This is a genomic window from Streptomyces sp. NPDC059003 (assembly GCF_042740445.1).
In the GTDB taxonomy this organism is placed as follows: domain Bacteria; phylum Actinomycetota; class Actinomycetes; order Streptomycetales; family Streptomycetaceae; genus Streptomyces.
The window spans coordinates 1-3581 of the sequence record NZ_JBHYJH010000373.1; the positions used below are offsets into that span (position 1 = coordinate 1).

General features: G+C 72.5%; 3 protein-coding genes. 2 read left to right on the top strand and 1 reads right to left on the bottom strand.

Translation table 11 applies throughout. The features are described from left to right. The first annotated feature begins 79 nt into the window (after positions 1-79). A complete protein-coding gene (locus ACFWZ5_RS45585) occupies positions 80-904 on the top strand; it encodes an Fpg/Nei family DNA glycosylase (protein WP_384806518.1) in 825 nt (274 codons plus the stop codon). A gap of 10 nt (positions 905-914) precedes the next feature. Here the strand turns inward: ACFWZ5_RS45585 and ACFWZ5_RS45590 are convergent, their stop codons facing one another. After that, positions 915-2150: a GNAT family N-acetyltransferase gene (locus tag ACFWZ5_RS45590; protein WP_384806516.1), complete on the bottom strand. Its 1236-nt coding sequence runs from the start codon at positions 2148-2150 to the stop codon at positions 915-917. 164 nt (positions 2151-2314) lie between these two features. Here ACFWZ5_RS45590 and ACFWZ5_RS45595 point away from each other — a divergent pair, with 164 nt between their 5' ends. Further along, positions 2315-3502 (top strand): PP2C family protein-serine/threonine phosphatase, encoded by a 1188-nt coding sequence (locus tag ACFWZ5_RS45595; protein ID WP_384806514.1) that lies wholly within the window; start codon positions 2315-2317, stop codon positions 3500-3502. Positions 3503-3581: the final 79 nt, after the last annotated feature.

Sequence of the window (3581 nt, forward strand, 5' to 3'; positions counted from 1 at the left end):
TAGGGGCGGAGCCCCTAGTTTCGGGAAGGGGTGGGACTGGGGCGCCCCCGCGAGGTACCCCCGCAAGAGGAGGAGCACCGTGCCGGAAGGGCACACCATTCATCGGCTGGCGGCCGATCACCGGAGCCGGTTCCAGGGGCACACCGTGCGGGCGACCAGCCCCCAGGGCAAGTTCTCCGACAGCGCGGCCCTCGTCACCGGCCAGCCCCTCACCACCGCAGAGGCCTACGGCAAGCACCTCTTCCTCGCCTTCGCCGACACCGGCTGGATCCACATCCACCTCGGCTTGTTCGGCAAGTACACCTGGGGCACCACCCCACCCCCGCCCCCCACGGACACCGTCCGCCTCCGCCTCGCGACCGAAGCGCACTACAGCGATCTGCGCGGCCCCACCACCTGCGCGCTGATCACGGACGAGGAGAAGCAGGCGATACACGAACGCCTGGGCCCGGACCCGCTGCGCCCGGTGGAGGCGGGCGGGACGAACGACCCGGAGCGGGCCTGGCGCCGGATCTCCCGGAGCCGGACGACCGTCGCGGCGCTCCTCCTGGACCAGAAGGTCGTCGCGGGCGTCGGCAACGTGTACCGCGCGGAGGTCCTGTTCCGCCACGGCATCGACCCGTACACGCCCGGCAAGGACCTCACGCACGCCCAGTGGACCGCGATCTGGGCGGACCTGGTGGAGCTGATGCGCGAGGGCGTGCGCCACAACCGCATCGACACCGTGCGGCCCGAGCACACGCCGGAGGCGATGGGCCGCCCGCCGCGCGTGGATGACCACGGCGGCGAGGTGTACGTGTACCGCAGGGCCCGGCAGGCCTGCCACATCTGTGGCGGCGAGATCCGCACCGCCGATCTCGCCGCCCGCAACCTCTTCTGGTGCCCGACCTGCCAGCCGGGCTGACCCCGACCGCCTAGAACCCGTGGGGCAGCCAAGGCGCCACCGCCGAGCCGAACGCGAGGTCCGCCTCCGCCAGGGCCCCCGGCCTGAGCTCCCGCACCCGGCCCGCCCCGGCGAGCTCGGCGAGCGAGATGCCGCCGAGGTAGGCGGCGCCCAACTCCCGCACGCTCAGGGCCAGATCGGCGGGCGCGGCGTCGTCGACGCGCTTGCAGGACGCCCCCTTGGGGTCGCCCGTCAGGCGCCAACGTCCCTCGTTCCAGGGGCAGAAGGCGTCCTCGACGTCCAGGACCACGTCGACCGGCGTGCGGTACGTACGCGCCGCGAGGGCGGCACCGAGGTCCACCAGGCGTACGTACAGGCTGTCCCTGACGCCGAGGTCGCAGCGCCGGACGTCCGAGACCAGCTGGAGCAGCGGGTCGTCCACGGGGCGGTTGTAGAAGGAGACCTTCGACGTCAAGTCGATCTCGAAGAGGAAGCGCCACAGCGCGGCGTACGCGGCCGGGTCGAGGGCTCCGAGATGCTTGACCTTCACCTCGCCCTGGGGGCCCTGCCACTCCCAGTCGGGCTTGACCGCGAACAGCGCGTACCCGACGGTCTCGCCGTCGCGCTCCGCGAGCACGCACTGGAGCGGGGACGCGCCGTGCCGCTCGCTCTCCGGGTCGAGCAGCGGCAGCCGCTCCCAGCCCGGCTGCCGGGCGAGCATGCCGGGACGGGCGGCCACCAGGTCCGCGTACACCGCCTCGCACGCCTCCTGGGCGTCGGCGGGCCTCACGTACCGCAGGCGCACGCCGTCCGTGCCCTCCGGGACGGTCAGGCGCGTCCGCGTCGTGTCGATGTCGGCCTTCAGCTGCCGCGTCGCGCAGCCGTACCCGAAGCGGCCGTAGATCGCGGGCTCGGACGCCGTCAGGACGGCCAGGGCCTCACCGCGCTCCCGCACGTCGTCCAGCTGCCGCCGCATCATCGACGTGAGGATCCCGCGGCGCCGGTGCGTGGCCGCGACGCTCACCATCGTCACGCCCGCCGCCTCCACGAGCGCGCCGCCCGGCACCGACACGCGGAAGCTGAACGCGCCCGCCGTGCCCACGCACGCGTCGCCGTCCCAGGCGCCGAGGGAGCGGTCGTACTCGGTCAGGTCGTTCCACAGCTCGTGCTCATCGGGCGCCTCGGCGACACCGCCGAAGGCCAGCTCCAGCGTTCCGTACCACTGCTTCCAGTCGCTCTGGTCCAACTCCCGCAAGTCTGCTGTCATATGCCATGCCTACCAGGGCTCCAAGGACGCGGCGAATGGTTTTCCGTACGCCGGAACGCACGTATGGACGCCGGGCGCGGAGATACGGGCGAGGTGCCCCTGAAGGGGGACAAGAGGTACCTCCCGTGCGAAGTGCCTGGCCCGGTGGATAGGGTCCACGAGCAATGGCGGTACGACGAGTAGGGCGTGAGCGGAGCGAACCGCGTGAGCGGCGCGCCGCAGCCGAGACGTTCCCGGCCCGGATGAAGAAGCAGCTGCACCGGGCCCGCATAGGGCTGCGCAAATCCGGTGTCGACTACTTCCGCGGCGACGGCTCCGACTGGGTGGCGCTGGCCGCGCTGCTCTTGACCGTCCCGGTCATCACGGTGTGCACGATCGTCAACCCCGTGTGGTTCGCGCCTGCCGCTCTCGTGCTGCCGATCGTCGCGGGCGGACTGCTCCTGCGGCCCTCCAGCCTCCTCGGTCTGTACGCCGCGTCCGCGGCCGCCCTCATCGTGGAGTCCGCGCGGCTCGGCCCCTACACGGAAGGGCCCGCCCGGGTCACCCCCGGCACCGTCCTCACCGTCGCGGCCTGCGGCTTCTTCGGCCTGCTCATCGCCCAGTTCCGCAGCCGCGTCGGCGTGCCCTGGCGGGGCGGCGGAACGATGCTCTTCGACCTGCGCGAGCGCATCCGCGTCCAGAGCAAGCTGCCGAAGCTGCCGCGCGGCTGGCACCGCGAGATGGCCCTGCGCCCGGCGGGCGGGCAGTCCTTCTCCGGTGACTTCGTCGTCGCCGCCCGCACGAACGGCGGCCGCACCCTTGAGGTCGTCCTCACGGACGTGTCCGGCAAGGGCATGGACGCCGGGTCGAGGGCCCTGCTCCTGTCCGGTGCGTTCGGCGGCCTGCTCGGCTCCCTGCCGCCCCACGCCTTCCTGCCCGCCGCCAACGGCTACCTCCTCCGCCAGGACTGGGATGAGGGCTTCGCCACCTCCATCCACCTCGTCCTCGACCTGGAGACCGGCGACTACGAGCTCCTCTCCGCAGGTCATCTGCCCGCCCTCCAGCTCAGCGCGGGCACCGGCCGCTGGGAGGAGAAGTCCGGCGAAGGCCCGCTCCTCGGCGTCTACGACGGCGCCCAGTTCGATCCCGTCAAGGGCTCCCTGCGGCCCGGGGACGTCCTGATGCTCTTCACGGACGGCATCGTCGAGGCCGCCGACCGCGATATCGCCGAGGGCATGGACCGGTTGACGGGCGAGGCCGACCGCTATGTCGCCGGCGGCTTCCACGGCGCCGCCTGGCACCTCATCGAAGCGGTGGCCAAGGACGTCAACGACGACCGGGCCCTGCTGCTGCTCTGCCGGGACGGCGGGTAGGGGCCCGGCTGGGAGCTCCCCAATCCCGCCCCTTCCCGAACCAGGGGGCTCCGGCTAGTTATAGCCCCTCCGGCGTTTG